Origin of the sequence: Rheinheimera soli, assembly GCF_031457405.1 — a bacterium.
Taxonomy (GTDB): domain Bacteria; phylum Pseudomonadota; class Gammaproteobacteria; order Enterobacterales; family Alteromonadaceae; genus Pararheinheimera; species Pararheinheimera soli_A.
Genome location: NZ_JAVDWR010000060.1, coordinates 1 through 1,050, shown reverse-complemented (window position 1 = coordinate 1,050; position 1,050 = coordinate 1). Strand labels below are relative to the sequence as shown.

Genomic DNA, 1,050 nt, shown 5'->3' with positions numbered 1-1,050 from the left:
TGTAGTGGTCAAGTATTTCCGGACACTAACTTAGGTTGTTCTGCTATCACTGGCGGTAACCCAGCATTAAAGCTGTGTGGCCGCCTGTGGTTGTAATACCCAAGCAGGTAACGGCTAATATCTGATTTTGCCTCTGCCAGATTTTCATAACCCGTTTTTGGCACCCATTCCGTTTTTAAACTGCGGAACAAACGCTCAGTAGGTGCATTGTCCCAGCAGTTACCTCGACGACTCATACTTTGCTGTATCTGATAGCGCCACAGTGTTTGTCTGAACGAGAGCGCTGTATATTGGCAGCCCTGGTCAGAATGGAACATCAGGTCTTTTGGCTTACCACGCTGTTGCCAAGCCATGGCCAGCGCCGCAATTACCAATGCCGCATCAGCTTTGTCTGACATCGCATAACCCACCACGCGTCGTTTATATAAATCGAGCACAACCGCCAGATAAACCCAGCGACCAGCCCAGATATAAGTGATATCACCAGTCCACACCTGATTAGGCCGTTCAGGTTTAAAATTCCGCGCCAGAGTATTTGGAATATCAACCCGTTCAACGGTTGCCACTTTGTAAGAGTGCGAACCAGGCTGCTTACTTTGCAGGCCAGCGTCTTCCATTAACCGCATCACTTTAAACCGGCTTACTGTTGTATCCTCAGCACGCAGGATACTCACGATAGTCCGACTTCCTGCTGAGGCACGGCTTTCCTTAAAAATACTCACAATACGCTGGCTTAGCGCTTGCTGTTCTTCATCGACAGGCTTTGAACGCCGGTCGTAAAATGTCGACCTTGGAACATCAAATAACGCACAGACCAGTTCGGTTGGGTACTGCTCACTTAATTGGCCTGTCAGCGCATGTTTTTGAATTCGTCCGACATTAAGAGAGCTGTAGCCTTTTTTAGAATTTCTTTCTCTAACTCAAGGCGTTTGATGCGTTTTTCCAGCTCCTGAATTCGCTGTTGCTCCGCCGTTAACGCTTTGGAGCTGGGTGTTATTCCCTGATGTTCAGACTTTAACTGTTCAACCCAGCGGCGCATGGCGGTTTCGC

1 pseudogene is annotated in these 1,050 nt (G+C 48.5%); it reads right to left on the bottom strand.

From position 1 onward, the window contains the following. Positions 1-8: 8 nt before the first annotated feature. Positions 9-1,050 (bottom strand): annotated as a pseudogene (locus tag J2W69_RS20610) (IS3 family transposase); the annotation flags it as partial.